15 protein-coding genes and 1 pseudogene are annotated in these 19,313 nt (G+C 66.9%); 6 read left to right on the plus strand and 10 right to left on the minus strand.

Going from position 1 to position 19,313, the window contains the following annotated elements; all coding sequences use genetic code 11:
• Nucleotides 1–309: 309 nt before the first annotated feature.
• Nucleotides 310–1,314: an AraC family transcriptional regulator gene (locus ACYCAX_RS25265; RefSeq protein WP_015477274.1), complete on the minus strand. Its 1,005-nt coding sequence runs from the start codon at nucleotides 1,312–1,314 to the stop codon at nucleotides 310–312.
• Between the two features lie 358 nt (nucleotides 1,315–1,672).
• Between ACYCAX_RS25265 and ACYCAX_RS25270 the strand changes: the two genes are divergently transcribed.
• The 5 genes from ACYCAX_RS25270 to ACYCAX_RS25290 all read left to right on the plus strand — a co-directional run bounded on the left by ACYCAX_RS25270 (nucleotide 1,673) and on the right by ACYCAX_RS25290 (nucleotide 9,194).
• Nucleotides 1,673–2,236: an RBBP9/YdeN family alpha/beta hydrolase gene (locus ACYCAX_RS25270; protein WP_294973143.1), complete on the plus strand. Its 564-nt coding sequence runs from the start codon at nucleotides 1,673–1,675 to the stop codon at nucleotides 2,234–2,236.
• 133 nt (nucleotides 2,237–2,369) lie between these two features.
• Complete coding sequence (locus ACYCAX_RS25275; protein WP_460249111.1) at nucleotides 2,370–4,214, plus strand: DUF1302 domain-containing protein; 1,845 nt, start codon at nucleotides 2,370–2,372, stop codon at nucleotides 4,212–4,214.
• A 41-nt stretch (nucleotides 4,215–4,255) separates the two neighbouring features.
• Nucleotides 4,256–5,614, plus strand: a complete 1,359-nt coding sequence (locus ACYCAX_RS25280) for a DUF1329 domain-containing protein (RefSeq protein ID WP_460249112.1) — start codon at nucleotides 4,256–4,258, stop codon at nucleotides 5,612–5,614.
• A gap of 62 nt (nucleotides 5,615–5,676) precedes the next feature.
• Complete coding sequence (locus ACYCAX_RS25285) at nucleotides 5,677–6,741, plus strand: WD40/YVTN/BNR-like repeat-containing protein (RefSeq protein WP_294973139.1); 1,065 nt, start codon at nucleotides 5,677–5,679, stop codon at nucleotides 6,739–6,741.
• Between the two features lie 17 nt (nucleotides 6,742–6,758).
• Nucleotides 6,759–9,194 carry an efflux RND transporter permease subunit gene (locus ACYCAX_RS25290; protein WP_460249113.1) on the plus strand — a complete coding sequence of 812 codons (2,436 nt, stop codon included), beginning with the start codon at nucleotides 6,759–6,761 and terminating at the stop codon, nucleotides 9,192–9,194.
• Between the two features lie 222 nt (nucleotides 9,195–9,416).
• On the opposite strand, the pseudogene ACYCAX_RS25295 reads toward ACYCAX_RS25290, so the two are convergent.
• From ACYCAX_RS25295 to ACYCAX_RS25325, 7 genes and pseudogenes are all read right to left on the minus strand, one after another.
• Nucleotides 9,417–9,698: pseudogene (locus ACYCAX_RS25295) on the minus strand (LysR substrate-binding domain-containing protein); the annotation flags it as partial.
• A gap of 71 nt (nucleotides 9,699–9,769) precedes the next feature.
• Entirely contained in the window at nucleotides 9,770–10,654 is an 885-nt protein-coding gene (locus ACYCAX_RS25300) for a DMT family transporter (protein ID WP_015477267.1), read from the minus strand.
• A gap of 183 nt (nucleotides 10,655–10,837) precedes the next feature.
• Entirely contained in the window at nucleotides 10,838–11,434 is a 597-nt protein-coding gene (locus ACYCAX_RS25305; protein WP_460249114.1) for a GNAT family N-acetyltransferase, read from the minus strand.
• A 166-nt stretch (nucleotides 11,435–11,600) separates the two neighbouring features.
• On the minus strand, nucleotides 11,601–12,275 hold the full coding sequence (locus ACYCAX_RS25310) for a polysaccharide lyase family 7 protein (RefSeq protein WP_460249115.1): 675 nt from the start codon (nucleotides 12,273–12,275) through the stop codon (nucleotides 11,601–11,603).
• A gap of 153 nt (nucleotides 12,276–12,428) precedes the next feature.
• Complete coding sequence (locus ACYCAX_RS25315) at nucleotides 12,429–12,608, minus strand: hypothetical protein (RefSeq protein WP_041711972.1); 180 nt, start codon at nucleotides 12,606–12,608, stop codon at nucleotides 12,429–12,431.
• A 163-nt stretch (nucleotides 12,609–12,771) separates the two neighbouring features.
• Nucleotides 12,772–13,185 (minus strand): hypothetical protein, encoded by a 414-nt coding sequence (locus tag ACYCAX_RS25320; RefSeq protein ID WP_015477263.1) that lies wholly within the window; start codon nucleotides 13,183–13,185, stop codon nucleotides 12,772–12,774.
• Between the two features lie 338 nt (nucleotides 13,186–13,523).
• Entirely contained in the window at nucleotides 13,524–15,317 is a 1,794-nt protein-coding gene (locus ACYCAX_RS25325) for an acyl-CoA dehydrogenase (RefSeq protein ID WP_460249116.1), read from the minus strand.
• Nucleotides 15,318–15,605: 288 nt separating this feature from the next.
• Here ACYCAX_RS25325 and ACYCAX_RS25330 point away from each other — a divergent pair, with 288 nt between their 5' ends.
• Nucleotides 15,606–16,379, plus strand: a complete 774-nt coding sequence (locus ACYCAX_RS25330) for an ABC transporter ATP-binding protein (protein WP_015477261.1) — start codon at nucleotides 15,606–15,608, stop codon at nucleotides 16,377–16,379.
• A gap of 123 nt (nucleotides 16,380–16,502) precedes the next feature.
• Here the strand turns inward: ACYCAX_RS25330 and ACYCAX_RS25335 are convergent, their stop codons facing one another.
• Entirely contained in the window at nucleotides 16,503–18,119 is a 1,617-nt protein-coding gene (locus ACYCAX_RS25335; protein ID WP_294973126.1) for an alpha/beta hydrolase family protein, read from the minus strand.
• Nucleotides 18,116–19,312, minus strand: a complete 1,197-nt coding sequence (locus tag ACYCAX_RS25340) for an MFS transporter (protein ID WP_460249117.1) — start codon at nucleotides 19,310–19,312, stop codon at nucleotides 18,116–18,118. Before ACYCAX_RS25340 ends, ACYCAX_RS25335 begins: the two co-directional genes overlap by 4 nt.
• Between the last annotated feature and the right edge of the window lies 1 nt (nucleotide 19,313).

Below are 19,313 nucleotides of genomic sequence, written 5' to 3' on the forward strand. Positions count from 1 at the left end.
AACCCCTGAAACTCCGATTCCACTCGGCCTCCTGAAGGGGCGTTCGGAGTGCACGGAGATTTCTCTGGAAGTCTTAGAGAGCCAGAGCTAGAGCGAAGCTGCGCTCCCGTAAGCGGACCTTGTCCGCGAAATCCATCGCGGCGGAATATGCTCCTATCGGAAAACACCTCCGCATGACGCCAGAACCTGTAGGAGCGAGCTTGCTCGCGAACCGTCCAGCTCCGGAGCCGCCAGGTAATCCATTCGCGAGCAAGCTCGCTCCTACGAAGAGCAGTCTGGCGCGCGGGCGAGGCCCGTCCCAGCGAGATATCACTCCAACTCCCGCCCCATATGCTCCCGCCGCCACGCCGCCGGCGACATGCCGTACTGGATGGTGAACCAGCGGGTGAACGAACTGGGCATCCCATACCCCAGCAGATCGGCAATCCGGCTGAGCGAATAGCGCGGGTTTTCCATGTAGCGCAGCACCAGTTCCCGACGTACTTCGTTGATCAGGTCGGAGAAGGTCACGCCGTTCTCCTCCAGCCGGCGCTGCAGGGTGCGGACGTTCAGGCCCAGCGATTGGGCGATCTGCTCGATGGTGGCGCGGCCCATCGGCAGCAGCAGGTAGATGGCCTTGCGCACTTCGTTCAGGGTACTGCCGTCGGTGGCTCCGGGCAGCGAGTCGACGAAGCTGCGCGCATGGCGGGCCATGGCCGGATCGGCCATGGGGTTGGCCGCGTCCAGGTCGGCCGCCGGGATCACGATGCCGTTGAATTCGCTGCCGAACTCGATCTTGCAGCCGAACAGGCGCTTGTGCACCTGCAGGTCGGCCGGTGCGTCGTGGGTGAGGTTCACGCTCATCGGCCGCCAGTGCGGGCCGAGGAGGGCGGCGCAGAGGCGGTAGAGGGTGCCGATGGCCAGTTCGATGCCCTGGCGCATGGGCATCGGTGGCACGGTGATGATCTCCTCGCGCAGGATCGCGGTCTTGCCTTCCTGGTCGATGTACAGGGCCAGCGACTCATTGATCATGTGGCGGTACTGGACGATGGTGTTGATGGCTTCGCGCAGGGTCGCCTGGTGGCTGATCAGCAGGCTGATCACGCCGAAATCGGCGAGCTGACGGGATTCGGCCATGCGCAGGCCGAAGGTTTCGCAGCCGCAGGCGCGGGCCGATTCCTCCAGCAGGCTCACCACCGGGGTGATGGGCACACGCTGCTCGGGATGTTCCAGCATGGACAGGCTCAAACCCACCCGGCTGAGCTGCTGCTGGGGGTTGAGGCCGAGGTGGCGGGCCACCTCCAGGTAGTTGGTCAGGGCCGCAATACGAACCATTGGGGTCATGCCGATCGCCTTCTTTTTCTTGTGTCTGCGTCACGCCGGGGTGGTGTCTGTCACGAAATGACAGGTGCCGAACCATCACCGGCGTGCGTTTGGCTTGGTCGATAACGACAGATTCTATCGGCGAGTTCAGCAAAGCGTGTACGAAGTTTTGCATCTCAGCCAGCGCCGTTGGGCGTCATCGAACAGGCCTAGCTCGCATGGCGCGTGGGATATGGCTGAGGAGCAGGGTGTCGGACGCCGTCGCCGCTGTCATCAATTGCGAAGTGCCTGACGTTCTATGCAAAGCAGCGTTGCCGGGCTGCCTCTACTGTCTGCTCCAACATGTTCGAAATAGCTGCAAGGTGACCCGGTGAAACACAACAACTCCACCACCGTCCTCATCGTTCCCGGCCTGCGCGACCACGTGGCCGACCACTGGCAGACCCATCTCCAGGCCCGCCTGCCCGATGCGCGCTGCGTACCGCCGCTGACCGAGGACAGACTCGATCTCGACGCCCGCGTCGCCGCCATCCAGCACGAGCTGGCGCAGATCGACGGCCCGGTGATCCTGGTCGCCCACAGCGCCGGCGTCCTGATGGTGGCTCACTGGGCGGCTCGCCATGACCGGCCGATCAAGGGCGCGCTGCTGGTGACCCCGCCGGACCTCGACGGCCCGTGGCCGGAGCACTACCCGAGCCCGGCGAGCCTCGCCGAGCGTGGCTGGGCGCCGTTGCCGCGGCAGCCATTGCCGTTCCCCTGCCTGGTGGCGGCCAGCGACAACGACCCGCTCGCCACGCCAGAGGCCGTGCAGCGCCTGGCCGACACCTGGGGCGCAAGCCTGGTGGCGCTGGGCCGTGTCGGCCACATGAACCCGGCGTCCGGCTTCGGTGACTGGCCGGAGGCGGACAACCTGATCCAGATGCTGGATCGCTGACCCCCGAAAGGAAGTTCACGCCCCGTCGCCTGGCGGCGGGGCAGGCCCGCGTACGCCCCCAGGGTGGCGCGGGCGAGGGCCGCGGGACGGGCCCGGATAGCGTCCCGATTACAACAAGAAACGGAGCACACGCATGCACTACCAGAGCAACTCACCGCGGCTGCGCCGCTGCCTGCTCGCCTCGGCGATCATCAGCGCCCTGGGCGGCACCTCGGCCCAGGCGTTCGAACTGAACACCGGCAACCCGGACATCGCTGTCCGCTTCGACAACACTGTCAAGCTCAGCTACGGGCAGCGGGTGGAAGCGGCCAACAGCAAGATCGCCGGCACCGCCAACACCAACGACGGCGACCGCAACTTTTCCGCCGGCAGCCCGGTGACCCAGCGCTTCGACCTGCTCAGCGAGCTGGACTTCGTCTACCGCGACAGCATGGGCTTCCGCGTCAGCGCCGCCGGCTGGTACGACAACGCCTACGAAGACGTCGGCTCGAGCAACCCGTTCCCCGGCCAGAAAGGCAACGCCGGCCACCTGGTCACCAAGAACGGCACCGTGATCGTTCCGCCCGGCGCCAAGGCGTCGACCCACGGCCTGAGCAATTTCGCCGACCGCTACTACAACGGTCCCTCTGGCGAGCTGCTCGACGCCTTCGTCTTCGCCAGCCACCAGGTGGGTGATGACATGCTGCTCAGCGGCAAGCTCGGCCGCCACACCGTGTACTGGGGCGAGACCCTGTTCAGCGCCGCCAACGGCATCAACTACGGCCAGTCGGCCCTGGACCTGGGCAAGCTGTACAACGTGCCGGGCACCGAGGCGAAAGAGCTGTTCATGCCGCGCAACCAGTTGTCCGCGTCGCTGACGGTGAACCCGGAGCTGACCCTGGCCGCACAGTATTTCCTCGAGTTCGAGAACTCGCGCTTCCCCGAAGGCGGCACCTACATGGGCCCCTACGACATGCTCAACGACGGCGGCAACGTCTTCTGGCTGCCGCTGCCGGCGCTCAACGCCTTCTACGGCGCGCCGCGCGGCCACGACCGCAAGCCGGACAACAGCGGCGACTTCGGCCTGATGGCCAAGTGGAGCCCGGAATGGCTCGACGGCACCCTCGGCTTCTATTACCGCAACACCTCCGACACCCTGCCGGCGGTGCTGGTGGACGCGCCGAACATGCACAAGCCCGGCCTCGCCGGCCTGCAGGGGATGAACTACTTCACCGCCTATGCCGACGACATCGACATCTACGGCATCAGCCTGTCGAAGGAAATCGGCGGGGTGAGCGTCGGCATGGACCTGAACTACCGCGAGAACATGCCGCTGGCGAGCAACTTCACCACCGTCAACGGGGCGCTCTACAACGCCGCGCAGCATGGGCTGATCAACGGCGCCAACCTGATCGGCGAGCTGCCCAGCGACGGCGAGACCGGCCTCGCCCGCGGCAAGACCTTCCACGTGGTGCTCAACGGTCTGGTGACCTTCGGCGCGACCCCGCTGTGGGACGCCTCGTCGCTGGCGGTGGAGGGCACCCTGACCCATCTGGTCGACGTCACCGAAGGCGAGCAGACCTTCAAGGGCGACTCCAGCTACCACGGCGTGGACAAGGTCACCACCAATGCCTACGCCATGTCCGCCAACTTCACCCCGACCTGGTACCAGGCCTTCCCCGGCGTCGACCTGTCCATGCCGCTGGCCTACAACGTCGGCCTGCACGGCAACTCGGCGGTGCAGCTGGGCGGCAACGAAGACGCCGGCAGCTACTCGATCGGCGTGGCGGCGGACTTCCACCAGAAGTACCGCGTCGATCTGAAGTACGTCGACGCATTCGGTCCCTTCGATACCTGCGAAAGCGGACACGACAACAACACCCCCGGGGCTAATGGGCAGTACCAGTGCATCCCCGGGCAGATCACCTCGCAGGGCGGCCTCGCGCCCCTGCTGAAGGACCGCGGCATGGTGACCGCGTCCTTCAAGGCGACCTTCTGATTTCACCCCAGGCTCCCTACCCGGAGCAGGAGAAAAACAGCATGAACTTCACACCTACCCTGATCGCCACGGCCCTCGGCCTGGCCCTGTGCGGCGCGGCCCAGGCCGCCGTGTCTCCCCAGGATGCCGCCCAGCTGGGCTCCAGCCTGACCCTGGTCGGCGCCGAAAAGGCCGCCAGCAGCGACGGTTCGATTCCCGCCTACAGCGGCGGCCTGACCAGCGCCCCGGCCGGCTTCAAGGCCGGCGACAGCATGCGCCCGGACCCCTTCGCCGGCGAGAAGCCGGTGCTGGTGATCGACGGCAAGAACGTCGACCAGTACAAGAGCGAGCTGACCGCCACCACCGTCGAACTGGCCAAGCGCTACCCGAGCTTCCGCGTCGACGTCTACCCGACCCACCGCACCGTCGCGCTGCCGGATGCGGTGCTGGAAAACAGCAGGAAGAACGCGCTCGCCACCCAGTCCCTGGAAGGCGGCACCGCCATCGACAACGCACTGCCGGGCGTGCCGTTCCCGATTCCGAAGAGCGGCGCCGAGGCCATGTGGAACTTCCTGCTGCGTTACCAGGGGGTGAACATCAAGGCCAAGTACGACTCCTGGAACGTCGACGCCTCGGGTAGCGCGAACCTCGCCACCACCGGCCAGGCGTTCATCAACTACCCGATCTACGAGAACCTCACCCAGCCGGTGAAGGGCTCCGAGGTCTACTACCAGATGAAGCTGTACTACAGCGGCCCGGCCCGCCGCGCCGGCGAGGCGATGATGCTCAAGGACGCCGCCAACCCGCTGCAGCAACCGCGCCGCGCCTGGCAGTACCTGCCCGGCCAGCGCCGCGTGAAGCTGGCGCCGAACCTGGCCTACGACACCCCGAACCCCGGCATGGCCGGTGCCGGCACCTACGACGACGTGTTCGTCTTCAACGGTGCGCTGGACCGCTACGACTGGAAACTGGTGGGCAAGCAGGAAATGATCGTGCCCTACAACACCTACCGCCTGACCTATACCAGCGACATCAAGCCGGTGGTCACGCCCAATCACCTGTCGCCGGACTATGTGCGCTGGGAGAAGCACCGCGTGTGGGTGGTCGAGGGTACGCTGAAGGCTGGCGCCCGGCACATCTATGCCAAGCGCCGCTTCTACCTCGACGAGGACAGTTGGGTGGCCCTGGCCTCAGACCAGTATGACGCCCGTGGCCAGCTCTATCGCGGCTCCTTCGCCTTCCTCAGCCAGAGCTACGACAAGCGCATCCCGGACGCCACGCCGTTCATGATCTACGACCTGACCGCCGGCTCCTACAACATCAATGGCGTCGTCGGCCCGTACGGCGGCATCACCTACATCGATCCGCTGGCCGCTACCCAGTGGTCGCCTGAAGCCCTCGCGGGCAGCGGCATCCGCTAAGCGGATGAGTCCGGTCGCGGCGGCTGGTGAAGCCGCCGCGCCTTTCCCATCGAGGTAGCCGTATGCAATTTCCCCTCAAGCTCGCCCTGGCCTGCGCCGGGCTGGGACTGGCGCTGCTCGCCGGTCACGCCGGCGCCGATGAATTCGTCGACGTGCTGGACCTGCCCTCGCAGCCCTCCGCACTGGCCATGAGCAGCCCGCTGGCGGCCATCGCCCGCGCCGACAAGCGCCTGGTGGTGGTCGGCCAGCGCGGCCACATTCTCTATTCCGACAACGACGGCAAGGACTGGCGGCAGGCCGAGGTCCCGGTCAGCTCCGACCTCACCGCCGTGCGCTTCCCCACGCCGCGCGAAGGCTGGGCGGTGGGCCACGACGGCGTGGTGCTGCACAGCGCCGACGGCGGTGAACACTGGACTCGCCAGCTCGATGGCCGCGCCATCGGCCAACTGATGATCGACTACTACACGGCCCACCCCCAGGCGGATAACGAAACCCTGCTGGAGCAGTCGCGGCGCATGAAGGAGGAGGGGGCCGACAAGCCGTTCCTCGACCTCTGGTTCCGCAACGCCCAGGAGGGTTTCGTGATCGGCGCCTTCAACCTGATCCTGCACACCAGCGATGGCGGGCGCAATTGGGAGCCCTGGAACCATCGCATCGACAACCCGCAAGCGCTGCACCTGACCGCCCTGTCGGCGGTGGGCGACGAACTGTTCATCGTCGGCGAGCAGGGCCTGCTGCTCAAGCTCGACCCGCAAGGCCAGCGCTTCGTCGCGCTGGACTCGCCGTACAAGGGCACCTTCTTCGGCGTGCTCGGCAGGCCCGGCCTGCTGTTCGCCTACGGCTTGCGCGGCAACGCGGTACGCAGCGTCGACGGCGGCGTGAACTGGAGCGAGGTGGCCACCGGCCTTCCGGTCAGCCTCACGGCGGCCGGCCAGGGCGCCGACGGTAGCCTCTACCTGTTCAGCCAGGCCGGCCAGGGACTGGTCAGCCGCGACGACGGCGCCACCTTCAAGCCGCTGGCCCTGGCGCAGCGCACGCCGGTCAGCGGCGCCCTGGTCAGCGGCGACAGTCTGCTGCTGGTGGGCAATCGCGGCCTGCAACGCAGCGCGTTGCCGCTCTCACAATAAGAAAGAGACAGCCTCCTATGGTCGACCTCAAACAAGGGCAACTGCCCGTCATCAGCGATCTGCGGGACTTCGACGCGCACAGCGGCAGCCTGCTGGAACGCCTGGTGTTCAACCATCGGCTCCTGTTCATCGGCCTGATCGCCCTGGTCACGCTGCTGCTTGGCTGGATGGCGGTGACCCGCCTGGAGATCAAGCCCAGCTTCGAGAAGATGATCCCGCAGAGCCACCCCTACATCCGCAACTACCTGGAGAACCGCGGGGCGCTGCGCGGCCTGGGCAACTCTGTGCGAGTGGTGGTGGAGAGCCGCGACGGCGACATCTTCGCGCCGGCCTACCTGGACACCCTCAAGCAGATCAACGACCAGCTGTTCCTCAGCCCCGGCGTCGACCGCGCCTGGATGAAGTCGCTGTGGTCGCCGGCGGTACGCTGGACCGAAGTCACCGAGGAAGGCTTCCAGGGCGGCCCGGTGATGCCCGATGGCTATGCCGGCGACGCCCCGAGCATCGCCACGTTGCGCCAGAACATCGCCCGCGCCGGCATCGTCGGCAGCCTGGTGGCCAATGACTTCCGTTCGAGCATGCTGGTGGTACCGCTGCTGGACCACGACTCGGCCACCGGCAAGGGCATCGACTACCGGCAGTTCTCCCACCAGCTCGACGCGCTGCGCCTGAAGTACGAGTACCAGGGCGACCAGCACGGCTTCGATGCCGGCGAGCCGGGCAAGGGCAACGTGCGCATCCACGTCATCGGCTTCGCCAAGCTGGTCGGCGACCTGATCGACGGCCTGCTGCGGGTGATGATGTTCTTCGGCCTGGCGGTGGTCTCGGCCTTCGTCATCATCCTGCTCTACACCCGCTGCCTGCGCAGCAGCCTGCTGGTGATCGTCTGCTCCCTGCTGGCGGTGATCTGGCAACTGGGCCTGATCGCCTGGCTGGGCTACGCGCTGGACCCGTACTCGATCCTGGTGCCGTTCCTGATCTTCGCCATCGGCGTCTCCCACGCCACGCAGAAGATGAACGGGATCATGCAGGACATCGGCCGTGGCACCCACCGCCTGGTGGCGGCGCGCAACACCTTCCGCCGCCTGTTCCTGGCCGGGGTCAGCGCGCTGCTCTGCGACGCCGTGGGCTTCGGCGTGCTGATGCTGATCGACATCCCGGTGATCAAGGCCCTGGCGATCACCGCGAGCATCGGCGTGGCGGTGCTGGTGTTCACCTCGCTGCTGCTGATGCCGGTGGCGCTGTCCTTCATCGGCGTCAGTCCGCGCGCCGCCGCCCGCGCCCTGCGCGAGGAGCAGCAGGAAGCCCGCGAGCAGGGCCTGGGTCGGCTGTGGAGCCTGCTCGACCGCTTCACCGAGCGACGCTGGGCAAGCATTGCGCTGGGCTTCGCGGCGCTGATCGGCGCCGGCAGCTACCTGGTCAGCCTGCACCTGCAGATCGGCGACCTCGACGCCGGGGCGCCGGAGCTGCGCGCGGACTCGCGCTACAACCGCGACAACGCCTACATCACCAGCCACTATGCGCTGTCCAGCGACCTGTTCGCGGTGATGGTGAAGACCCCGGCCGAAGGCTGCCTGAACTACAAGACGCTGATCCTCGCCGACCGCCTGGGCTGGGCTCTGCAACAGCATCCGGGCGTACAGGCCACCGTGTCGCTGGCCGACGCGGTGCGCCAGATCACCGCCGGCACCTACGAGGGCAACCCCAAGTTCGCCAGCTTGCAGCGCAACCAGGACGTGCTCAACTACTCGGCCCAGCAGGCATCGGTGAACACCCCGGAGCTGTTCAACACCGAGTGCTCGGTGATGCCGGTGATCGCCTTCCTCAAGGACCACAAGGCCAAGACCCTGGAAGAAGTCACGAGCATCGCCGAGGACTTCGCCAAGGCCAACAGCACGCCGGACCGCCAGTTCCTCCTCGCCGCCGGCAGCGCCGGTATCGAGGCCGCCACCAACAGCGTGGTGCACCAGGCCAACCGCACCATGCTGCTGTACATCTACGGGGCGGTCAGCCTGTTCTGCCTGATCACCTTCCGCAGTTGGCGCGCGACCCTGGTGGCCATGCTGCCGCTGGTGCTGACCTCGATGCTCTGCGAGGCGCTGATGGTGTTCCTCGGCATCGGCGTGAAGGTGGCGACGCTGCCGGTGATCGCCCTGGGCGTGGGTATCGGCGTGGACTATGCGCTGTACCTGCTCAGCGTGCAGTTGCAACTGCAGCGTGCCGGCTTCCCGCTGGCGCTGGCCTACCAGCAAGCGGTGATCTTCACCGGCAAGGTGGTGGCGCTGGTGGGCGTGACTCTGGCCGCCGGGGTGATTACCTGGGCCTGGTCGCCGATCAAGTTCCAGGCCGACATGGGCATCCTGCTGACCTTCATGTTCCTCTGGAACATGCTCGGCGCGCTGGTGCTGATCCCGGCGTTGTCGCACTTCCTGCTGAACGACCGGAAGGGCTGAACAGCCGGTCAGGCGTCTGCGTTGGGCGGGTTCGCGAGCAAGCTCGCTCCTGCAGGCCCGCTCTTCGTAGGAGCGAGCCTGCTCGCGAACTGATCCAGCACCGGCCTTGCCGGCGAATCGCGGAGAAGCTCCGCTGCTACGGAGTGGACTCCGCCGTTTGACCTTCGCCTCAGGGCCCTCCTGGCCCAGTCCAGGCCCTGGAGCCACGCCCTGCGGGACCGCTCAGATCAACCCTTTGCCCTGCAAATGCTCGCGCAGGTACTCGATGAACACCCGCACCTTGCGCGTGCTGCGCCGGTGCGGCAGGTAGAGCACATGCACCCAGGGTCCGAAGGCGCTCTGGTCGTGCCAGCAGTCCGGTAGCTGCTCCACCAGTTCGCCGCGCTCGATGTACGGCAGCGCGCTCCATTGCGGGAGGAACTGCAGCCCCTGGCCGTCCAGCAGGCAGGACAGCAGGAAGTCATAGTTGTCGCTGGCGACCCGCGGCACCGGCTGGCGGATGCGACAGCAGCCATGCCTTTGGAGGCGACCGACCGCGACGACGCCTCACCGGACACAGTCCAGCTCACCGCGGCTTAACTGACGGCGCGCATCCTGGTGCCCGGCACGAGGCCGAGCACCAGGGCGCAGCCGGCCAGGATGGTCAGCGCGCCCAGGCCCTGGATCAGCGACAGGCTTTCATCCAGCACCAGCGCACCGACCAGCACGGCGACCACGGTAACGACGAACTCCACGCTGATCGTCCGGGTCGCTCCGATACGTGAAACCAGCTGGAAGTAGATCACGTAGTTCAGCGCGCTGAGCACGCAGCCGCACAGCAGCAGGTAGAGGAAATCCACCGGCTGCGGCGTGCCCGGCAGCGGTACCCAGATCAGCAGCGGCAGCGTCAGCAGGCCGCCGATCAGGAAGGCGCCGCAGGTCACTTCCCAAGGCCCGGCGGTACGCAGGCGCAGGCTGGCGTAGTTGCTGCCGAAGGCCGCACAGACCGCGCCGAACACCGAGGCGATGCAGCCGAGGATGAACTCGTGGGTCACCGGTACCGCCGGGAACCCCACCAGCAGGACCATGCCGAAGAAGCCCAGCAGCAGCCCGCCGAGGCCGCTCCAGGTGATGCGCTCCAGGCCCCAGACACGGCCGATGAGCATGGAAAACAGCGGAATCCCGGCGACGAAGATCGCCGCCATCGCGGTGCCGATGCGCGGGGTGGCGTAGGTCATGCCGATCAGTTGGCCGGCCACCGTAGTGGCGCCGACGACGCACAGCGGCTTCCACAGCCCCTCGAAATTCAGCCGGCGCCCCGACAACCGCGCCACCGCCAGCAGCGTGCCGCTGGCGATCAGCGCGCGGAAGCTTACCGCGCCAACCCAACCGAAGCCGGCGATGGCCTTGAGCAGTACGAGAAAGGACAGCCCCCAGCCGATCGCCAGGAACAGGTAGGCGGCAAGGTCGCGCGGTTGCATACGGCTCCCGGAACGCACAGGCAGAAGGTGGGCCACCGAAGCGCGGCGGCGAGTCGGGCTATCTTGCCGGGCGCCCGTGGCGCTTGGGAAGGTGGCGCACCGACGTTTTCCTGTCTCGCAGCGCCGTTTTCCCGGTGCCGGCCGGGCACTGCCCCGGCGGAGCCAAGCGCCGGCTGGAAACGGTCAGCCCGACGCGCGCCCCAGGCGTGCCAGCAAGCGGGCCCGGACCTCGGGCCATTCGCTGTCGATGATGCTGAAACGCACCGAGTTGCGCTTGCGTCCGTCGGGCATGATCCGCTCATGGCGGACGATACCTTCCTGCACCGCGCCCAGGCGAAGAATCGCCGCGCGGGACGTCCCGTTCAGCTCGTCGGTGGTGAACTGCACCCGCACGCAGTCCATCACCTCGAAGGCATGGCGCAGCAGCAGGAGCTTGGCCTCGGTGTTGATCGGCGTGCGCTGTGCCGACAGCGCCAGCCAGGTGTGGCCGATTTCCAGCTTGCGGTTGCTCCGGTCGATCTTCCAGAAACGCGTGCTGCCGACGATGCGGCCACTGCGCCGGTCAAGGATGGCGAAAGGTATCACCGTGCCGGCGTACTGTCCGGCCAGTGCCTTGTCGATATAGCCCCCGACGGTATCGGGCCCCGGCACCAGGGTGACCTTGAGGTTCCACAGCTCGCCATCGGCGGCGGCCGCGAGCAGGTCGACGGCATGCTCGGCGCGCAAGGGGAGGAGCTCGACGTGTACGCCGATCAGGTGGGGGCAGCTGGGAGAGTGCATGATACGGCTCTTGGCGGAACGGACGGCGCGGGGAGAGCGTAACCAAACCGGGGCCGGGTTTGTAGCGTGGAACCGAGCCCTGGAACGTCCCGCCGCGATCGGTCCTGGGCGGACGCGAGCGTGCTCGCGAACCGCGTCTGCAGCACGGCATCGATCGGCGCCGCGCTCAGATATGCCAGATCTGCAGATCCTTGATCACACACACCGAGGCATCGGTCGGCAAGGTCGCATCGCTGTAGTCCACCTGGTTGTATACCCCGCCGTGGAAGTTGAAGGTCTGCACGGCCCAACTGGCATCCAGCGGCATCGGGAGAAGGCTCGAGGTGCGGCCATTGCAACTGGCCTGCACGCTGAGCATCAGGCTGGAAGTGACCAGGACCAGGATGTCGAAGTCCGCGCCCAGCGGAACGTTGTCGAGCACCGTGCTGTTCACCGGGGCGGTCTGGTTGAAGTTCTGGCGGAACCCCAGGGTCAGCTTGCCCTCCTGCCAGAACACCTTGAGCAGCGGGCTGTCATCGTTCTTCACGTGCACCTGCGCCACCACGACTTTCTGCGCCGAGTTCACCTGGGTGACCTTCATCAACTGGTGGTTCACATGCTCGGTGGCGCTGCTCAGGCTCCAGTGGATCGGCTCCTTCCATTCGCAGCGGGTGCGGTGGGGGCTCTTGCTCGAGGCGCCACGAGTTGGCGCGGTGAGTTGCAGGCTGCCGTCCGGTAGCCGGAGTACCAGTTCGGGATACTGTGCCTGAGCCTGCAGGCCGGGGATTTCCAGGGCCACGGGGTCGCTGGCGGACTTCGCCACGGGCAGGGCGATGTTGAGGTTGTCGATGTTCACGTTCATGACGGCACTCCTTCAACGGTCGGGGTGCTGCCTTTGACCGGTGATGCTCGTGTCGTATCGATTTTTCGGCCAGACGGTCGTGACGCATTGCGGCACTGGCTCGGCTCGCCAGGTGGAACGGGAAACCCGCGGAGGGAAACCCTAGGGGCAGGCTCAGCGGCCCGGCAGCATCGGAGCGAGGTGCAGGATGTTCAGCAGGTGCGGGACGCGCAGCGGGTAGCAGGCCTGCAGGCGCACGCGCGCTTCGGACAGGGTCATGTGGCGGGAGAACGAGCGCAGCACGGTCTTGCCCAGGCAGTGACCGTCCTGAAAATGCACGAGAAATTCATTCATGGCGAAGCGACAGCGGAGAGACACGCACGAAGTGGCGCACAGGCCGCGAATGATAGCGGCTCCCGCTGTCTCGGCGTTGCCATGAATCATCCTTTGCCGGGCCGTTCCGACGGAACGCCCCGTTCTCACCGGTCGACCCGACGACCGGCGAGTCGGAAGCCGGTCAACGCTCCATTGCGTAGTCCAGGCGCATGCCGAAGGCGTGCATGAAGAATGCCGCCAGCTGCATTTCCAGCACCTGCGCATTGAGCGATGCCAGATGCGAGGGCTGACGCTGGGTACGCCGGCTCACGGCAGTGAACTCTTCATGGATGATGCCCTGGGTATGGGGATCGGCGATAAGGCGATAACAACTGTCCGGCAGGTCATCGCGCTGCCTGGCCAGCAGGCTGAGTTCGGGATGGCCGTCGGCGTTGGTGACCAGTTCCACGCTACAGCGCAGGCCTCGGTCGCGGGCGAAGCGCGAGGCTTCTTCGAAAGCGGGCAGGGCCTTCTGCAGGACCTGGATTTCGAAGGCGAGGAAGAACTGATCGTCGAAATCGACTTCCGGGGTATTCCGGGCTGCCTGGTTGTGCATCGCCGGCATCTCCTGTGTCGATGAATCAATGAAACCCGTGGAGCGACCGTCGGGATCGCCGAGCTTCGTCATCGCGACATTGCAGTGACTACAACGCACACATCGGTCAACCGGCAATGCCATTTGCCTGAACGAAAAGCCATCACACTGTAAGCGCAGACGGACTGTCAACGAGCAATCCCGCATAAGGGTGAGTCCGGAAATAGCCAAGCGCTCTGCCGCAGGGCGTGGCACCGGCGTGGAGCCGGAATGGCGGATTGCCGCAGGGGTGTAACGCTGGCGTTACAGGTTGCGGCCGCCCCTCCAGGCTTCGGACGGGCGGCCATGCGCCGCGACGGTCAGAACGCGAAGTCATCCATGAGCAGGGCGGCATCGCTGCCGTCCACGATGCTCTGCGCCAGTCCCGGCGCGCGGGTCAGGATGTGCCCGGCGTAGAACTGCGCGGTACGCAGCTTGGCGCGGTAGAAGGCGCTATCCCCGGTCCCGGCGGCCAGGTGTTGCCGGGCGATCCGCGCGGCCCGCGCCAGTTGCCAGCCACCGGCGACGATGCCGAACAGCTCCAGCAGCGGCACGGAGCCGAGCGCTACCTGCCGCATCTGCTGGTCGTAGTGCCGGACGACGAAGGCCACGGCATCGTCCAGGGCATTGATGGCCAGGAACAGGTGGTGACGGATGCCCGCCAACTGGGTGTCTTCATCCGGCAGGCCACGCTGGGTGTCGCGCATGCGCACGATCAGCGCGCTCGCCGCCTCGCCTCTGTCGCGGGCGATCTTGCGGCCGATCAGATCGCTGGCCTGGATGCCGGTGGTGCCTTCATAGATCGGTGTGATCCGGGCGTCGCGCAGGTGCTGGGCGGCGCCGGTTTCCTCGATGAAACCCATGCCGCCGTGGACCTGCACGCCGAGGGAGGCGATGTCCACGGCGTTCTCCGTGCACCAGCCCTTGATCACCGGGATCATCAGTTCGACGAAGGCCTGTCGTTCCCGGCGCACGGCGGGGGCGGGATGGCGCCGGGCCTGGTCCGTCGCCAGCGCCACGTCGCAGGCCAGTGCGCGCATGGCCTCGATACGCGAACGCATCGACATCAGCATCCGGCGTACGTCGGGATGGCGCAGGATGGCCACCTTCGCGCGGCTGGCACTGCCGGTCTCGCCGCCCTGGATGCGCTGGCGGGCGTAGGCTACCGCGCGCTGGTAGGCACGCTCGGCCAGGCCGATGCCTTCGATGCCCACCGAGAAGCGCGCGGCGTTCATCATGATGAACATGTATTCCAGGCCCCGGTTCTCTTCGCCCACCAGCCAGCCGGTGGCGCCGCCGTGATCGCCGAAGGCCAGCACTGCCGTGGGGCTGCCGTGGATGCCGAGTTTGTGTTCGATGGACACGCAACGCACGTCGTTGCGCGTGCCCAGGCTGCCATCGGCGTTCAGCAGCATCTTGGGAACCACGAACAGCGAGATACCTTTCGCTCCTTCGGGCGCACCGGGCACGCGGGCCAGCACCAGGTGGACGATGTTGTCGGTGAGGTCGTGCTCGCCATAGGTGATGAAGATCTTCTGCCCGAACAGCCGATAGGTTCCGTCGCCTCGCGGTTCGGCACGGCTGCGCACCGCCGAGAGGTCGGAGCCGGCCTGGGGTTCGGTGAGGTTCATGGTGCCGGCCCATTCGCCACTCACCAGCCTGGGCAGCCAGGTCTGCTTGAGTGAGTCGGAGCCACGCAGTTCGATGGCTTCGATGGCGCCACGGGTGAGCATCGGGCAGAGGCCGAAAGCGACGTTGGCGGCGTTCCACATTTCCTCCACCAGCGCCGAGACCAGTCGAGGCGCGCCCTGGCCGCCGAAGTCGGGGGGGCAGGAGAGGGCGTTCCAGCCGTTGGCGACGAACTGCTCGTATGCATTGCGCCAGCCTGCGGCGGTGCTGACTTCGCCAGCCTGCCAACGCGCGCCCTGACGGTCGCCGACGGGATTGAGCGGTGCCAGCACGCCCTGGGCGAAGCGGCCCGCCTCGGTGAGGATGGCCGTCACCAGTTCGGCGTTCATGTCCTCGTGTCCGGGCAGTTCGGCCAGGGCCTCCAGCAGATGCAGCTCGCGCAGGACGAATTGCATGTCGCGCAGCGGGGCTACGTACTCACTCATGGTGGAACTCCTGTTCGAAGGATGAGCCTCGCGGCGGCAGCGTACCCACGATTCCCTCGGGCCGGCCCGCCGCCGCTAGGGGGGCACCAGCGGACGGATGCCGCCCTCAGGACATCAGACCGGTATTCCAGGCCGAAGGTGCCGCAGTGGGCGAGCGAGTCCCCTGGCGCGCAGGAGACGGTGGCGCCCCTGCTGAGCGGGTTCTGTCGGGCAGTGGGATTTGGCGTGAAGAGCAGGGCCGGGCGTGGTAGAAGGTGTCCTCTTCGTCCGCCGATAACTGATGCCCGCATGATCGAGTTCAACAACGTTACCGCTTACCAGCAGCAGACCCGCGTGCTGGATGGGTTTTCCCTGCACATTGGCGAAGGCGAGAAAGTCGCCATTCTCGGCCCCAATGGCGCCGGCAAGAGTACGCTGCTCAAGCTGATCAGCCGCGAACTCTACCCGGTTGAACACGAGGGAAGTTCGCTGACCCTGTTCGGCAAGCAGAACGTCAATCTCTGGGACCTGCGCAGCCGCATCGGCTTCATCTCCCAGGACCTGCAGGAAGACTACACGCCGTTCACCCAGGCGCTGGACGTGGTGATCTCCGGCTTCTTCGGCGCCATCGGCAGCCACGGCCACCTGCAGCCAACGGCGGAACAGGTCGAAAAGGCCAGGAGCCTGCTCGGAGCGGTGGAAATGTCCGGTTTCGAGGAACGCATGTTCCAGCGCCTCTCCACCGGCCAGAAACGCCGCCTGCTGCTGGCTCGCGCCCTGGTGCACGAACCGCGGGCGCTGATTCTCGACGAACCGGCCAACGGCCTGGACATGGGTGCCAGCCTGCAGATGCTCAAGCTGTTGCGACGCTTCTGCGGCGAAGAGCACGCAATGATCATCACCACCCATCACATTGACGAAATCATCCCGGAGATCGAGCGCGTCGTGCTGATCGCCGACGGCAAGGTGGTGGCCGACGGCGCCAAGGCCGAGATTCTCACCAGCGAGAATCTGTCGGCGCTGTACCAGGCGCCGCTGAAGGCCACGCAGCAGGACGGCTGGTACCGTTGCTGGCACGCGTGAGTGAGCCTGGAAACCGGCCACTCCGCTCCTGTTGCGTTGTCCTCGGCTGGGAATCGCTTCATGCCAAGGGTGCGTGCTTTGTCAGCGATCGCGGGCATGGCCCGCTCCTGAGGGTTTCAGCCGCTATCGGACTAGCGCCTGGCGCATGGCGCGGATGCGTTCTTCCCAGTGATTGCGTTCGGCTTCGGGCAAGGCGCTCCACCATTGGCTCACAGGACGATTGCTGTAGGGCGTCAGCCAATCGGACCAGCGCGCTACCTGCACCTGCGGGAAACCATTGTCGCGGCCGCGCAGGTAGTGGTCGAAGAAGCCCAGTACCAGCGTCGCCGGGGCCTCGATCAGAACCTCGGTGGGTGCGCTGCCGATGAGCTTGTCGCGCAGCGGGCGGCGCATGTACAGCGCATTGTCGGTGAGACCTGCATGCAGCGCATCGCGCAGCACCAGACGGTGGATGCGCGGGTTCTGCCCGGCATGTTCCAGGCTTTCGTAGGAGAAGTCGTTGAAGCTGCGCGGCTGGGACGGCGGCGTGACGCCGAGCATGCGGTAGAACAGCGACAGGTCCGAGTGCAGCATCAGCAGCGGCACCGGCAGGTCCTGGTCGAAGGGCGTGAAGTCGAAGTCGCCGCCGTCGAGGTTGACCGCCGCCGCGCAGCGTTTGTCGATCATGCAGACCGCGCCGGAAGTCGAACCGCCAAAGGACATGCCCATCTCTCCGGTATGGGCGAAGTCGCTGGCGGCCACCAGGTCGGTCACATTCGGCGGCACGTCGCCAGCCTGCAGGCGGTCGTGGACGAACAGCCGGTCGGCCAGCCAGATCGGCGCGCTGAGGTGGATGGCGCGGTCCGCTGGCGGTTTGAGTTCGGTGGCGAAACGCAGTTGTCCATCCAGGCGGCGGGCCAGGTCGTCCTCGCCATAGCCTTGCAGCAGGAGCGGCGAGAAGCCGTGCTCGAAGGCGTAGCGCAGGTGCTCGTAGAGCGCCGGGTCGGTCGGCGCCACTTCGCCGTTGGGGAACAGCGTGGGAGAGGCGTCGCCGCTGTGTTGCACGGAGTAGACCGCGTAACCGTTGCTGGCCAGCTCCTCCATGATCCGTCCGTTCATGCCGGCGAACGAGCCGTAGCCGTGGCTGTAGAACACCACCGGCAGGCGTCCAAGGTCGGAGCGCAGCGGCGCGTTCTCGTAGGAGTGGGTGCGCAGGTGGCGCAAGTGCGTGAGCAGTGGCGGAAAGTGGAACAGCTCGCCGAAGCCGCGGGCGGTGCTGCGGCTTTCGGCATTGCTGAAGTAGGTGCGCGGCTGCGCGCCTGTCGCCGGCCTGGCCGGATACCAGATGCGCACCAATAGACGCCGAGCCTTGCCGACCGGTGTGCCGAGGAGACCGGAGCGGCTGGCATCGACCAGTTCGAAGTCGCGTACGCCCACTTGATAGGGGCCACCCGGCATGGGCAGTGGCGAGACCGGGAAGAAGTACAGCGCGGCGACCGCCAGCCCCGTGAGCAGGCTGAAGAACAGCCCGGACCAGAGTGGGAGCCGCGCCGGACGCTTGCGCCGCAGCAGCAGGGCCAGAACCAGCAGCAGGGCGACCACTGCGCCGGCGCCCGCCTGCCAGCGGTCGTCCCAGACGTCGTAGAGCGCAGCGACCAGCGCGAGCGGGGCGGCGATAAGGGCCAGTGACCGACGACGCAGCCACCAACCCAGCAACGCGACAGCGAGAAGGGCCAGCAGCAGGACGTCGGCGCCGGTCATGCAGTGGCGCCCTGGCGCGGCAGCACGGTCCAGGCGACGCCGAACAGCAGCAGCGCGGCGACCAGCACGTAGGGCGCGCGGCTGTCGATCTGGTGCAGCAGGGTGCCCAGCAGCGGGCCGCTGATCATGCCCAGGCCGTGCACGGCCACCAGGCTGCCGGCGGCGGCGCCCTGTTCGTCGGCTTCCACGGCGTTGGCGTTGAGTGCCGAGACGGCGGGGAAGACCCAGCCCATGCCGGCGGCGGCGACGAAGCAGGAGGCATAGAGCATCCACGGTGCCACGGCGAAGCACACCGAGCCGAAGCCCAATGCGGAGACGAGGCCGCCCACACCGATCAGCCTGAGCGGCGCCCAGTTCAGCTTGCGCACCAGCATCTGCGCGCAGATCAGCGCCACGCCCACCGAGGTCAGTGCGATGCCGGCAACACGGGCGGCATCGGCCGGGGGCAGTTGCAGGCGATCGAGGGCGAAGAAGCCGACGGTCATCTGCGCCACGGTCACGCAGACCATGGCGATGAAGCCCAGAGTCAGCGAGCGGCGCAGGCGCCTGTCGCCGATCGCCAGCGCCGGACCCTTGCGTTCGCTGACGCGTTGGCTATCGGGCAGCCAGCGCCACAGAACGGCGAACGCCAGCAGCGGCAGCAGGCAGGTGAGCAGCAGCGGCAGCGCGAGGCCGAGCATCGCCAGCAGACCGGCGAAGCTCGGGCCGACTACCATGCCCACGGCGCTGGCGGCACCCAGTCCGGCCATGGCCGAGGCGCGCTTGTCCGCGCTTACATGGTCCGCTACCAGTGCCGCGGAGCAGGCCGGCACGGCGGCATAGAAACCGCCCGCCAGGCCGCGCAGCGCGACGATGCCGATGAAGGCCGGCAGCGCTGACATCGAGATATTCAGTGCCAGCGCCATGAAGGCGCAGAGCAGCGCGTAGGTCACCGCAAAACCGGCCAGGCCGCTGAGCAGCACGCGGCGACGGCCCAGGCGGTCACTGGCGATGCCCCAGACCCGCGCCATGAGCATCCAGGCGATGCCGCCGACGGTCACCGTCATCCCCGCCTGCCAGGGCGCCAGGCCCAGGGTGCGCGCCACCGGGCCGATCAGTGCGACGAAGGACATCACCGCCACCGTGCAGACGAAGGTCTCGAACATCAGCGGGCGCAGGTTGAGGGTGGACGCCTGGGGCGGCATGGCGGTCATT

The sequence above is a fragment of the Pseudomonas sp. MT3 genome, assembly GCF_054720805.1.

Coding starts and splice junctions, on each gene's coding strand:
- ACYCAX_RS25325 (WP_460249116.1), bottom strand. CDS start 15,317: ATGAGTGAGTACGTAGCCCCGCTGCGCGACATGCAATTCGTCCTGCGC.
- ACYCAX_RS25300 (WP_015477267.1), bottom strand. CDS start 10,654: ATGCAACCGCGCGACCTTGCCGCCTACCTGTTCCTGGCGATCGGCTGG.
- ACYCAX_RS25335 (WP_294973126.1), bottom strand. CDS start 18,119: ATGACCGGCGCCGACGTCCTGCTGCTGGCCCTTCTCGCTGTCGCGTTG.
- ACYCAX_RS25280 (WP_460249112.1), top strand. CDS start 4,256: ATGAACTTCACACCTACCCTGATCGCCACGGCCCTCGGCCTGGCCCTG.
- ACYCAX_RS25290 (WP_460249113.1), top strand. CDS start 6,759: ATGGTCGACCTCAAACAAGGGCAACTGCCCGTCATCAGCGATCTGCGG.
- ACYCAX_RS25285 (WP_294973139.1), top strand. CDS start 5,677: ATGCAATTTCCCCTCAAGCTCGCCCTGGCCTGCGCCGGGCTGGGACTG.
- ACYCAX_RS25275 (WP_460249111.1), top strand. CDS start 2,370: ATGCACTACCAGAGCAACTCACCGCGGCTGCGCCGCTGCCTGCTCGCC.
- ACYCAX_RS25305 (WP_460249114.1), bottom strand. CDS start 11,434: ATGCACTCTCCCAGCTGCCCCCACCTGATCGGCGTACACGTCGAGCTC.
- ACYCAX_RS25320 (WP_015477263.1), bottom strand. CDS start 13,185: ATGCACAACCAGGCAGCCCGGAATACCCCGGAAGTCGATTTCGACGAT.
- ACYCAX_RS25330 (WP_015477261.1), top strand. CDS start 15,606: ATGATCGAGTTCAACAACGTTACCGCTTACCAGCAGCAGACCCGCGTG.
- ACYCAX_RS25265 (WP_015477274.1), bottom strand. CDS start 1,314: ATGGTTCGTATTGCGGCCCTGACCAACTACCTGGAGGTGGCCCGCCAC.
- ACYCAX_RS25310 (WP_460249115.1), bottom strand. CDS start 12,275: ATGAACGTGAACATCGACAACCTCAACATCGCCCTGCCCGTGGCGAAG.
- ACYCAX_RS25340 (WP_460249117.1), bottom strand. CDS start 19,312: ATGACCGCCATGCCGCCCCAGGCGTCCACCCTCAACCTGCGCCCGCTG.
- ACYCAX_RS25315 (WP_041711972.1), bottom strand. CDS start 12,608: ATGAATGAATTTCTCGTGCATTTTCAGGACGGTCACTGCCTGGGCAAG.